A 707-nucleotide genomic window follows, 5' to 3' on the forward strand; every position below is an offset into this window, starting at 1 on the left:
CAATAAAAATCCACCGGCGTAGCCGGTGGTTTTTCCTATGCGGTCCAAAGGACCTTTTCTACTAGCTGCGCCTCAAGGACGCCTGTGGTTTGCCACTTGCAATTTCTACTTGCTAACCCCTGAAGGGGTCTACATTATCCATTGTTATTTGTCCACTTAGTTCATCTTCTTTTAGTTGGTTTTTTATATATTCTTTTATTGCTTGCGTATTCTTTCCTGCCGTATCTACATAATATCCTCTGCACCAAAATTGCCTTCCTCGGTATTTGTATTTTAAGCTTCCCCATTTTTCGTATATCATTATGCTACTTTTCCCTTTTAAAAATCCCATAAAGCTTGATACACTTAGTTTTGGTGGTATCTCTAGTAGCATGTGCACATGGTCCGGACATACTTCTGCTTCTATTATGTTTACTTCTTTCCAATTGCATAATTCTCTTAGTATTGCTCCTATTTCTAATCTCTTACTTCCATAAAATACTTTTCTCCTATATTTCGGCGCAAATACTACATGGTATTTACAATTCCATTTTGTGTGTGATAGACTATGCGTATGTGATAAATTCATTAAAATTCCTCCTGTTATTTTTGTGTTTTGGTAAACCACTTTTTTATTTTAACATGGAGGTCTTTTTATTTGTTTTTCATCGCTAAAGCTAAACGGAACCCCCGGTCTAACCGGGGGTTTTCTAATTACAAAAAGCACC

General features: G+C 36.8%; 1 protein-coding gene. It reads right to left on the minus strand.

What is annotated here, in order from left to right:
* Positions 1–112: 112 nt before the first annotated feature.
* Entirely contained in the window at positions 113–568 is a 456-nt protein-coding gene (gene tnpA, locus HMPREF9225_RS09685; protein ID WP_040551894.1) for an IS200/IS605 family transposase, read from the minus strand.
* Between the last annotated feature and the right edge of the window lie 139 nt (positions 569–707).

Origin of the sequence: Peptoniphilus duerdenii ATCC BAA-1640 (assembly GCF_000146345.1) — a bacterium.
Classification (GTDB): domain Bacteria; phylum Bacillota; class Clostridia; order Tissierellales; family Peptoniphilaceae; genus Peptoniphilus_B; species Peptoniphilus_B duerdenii.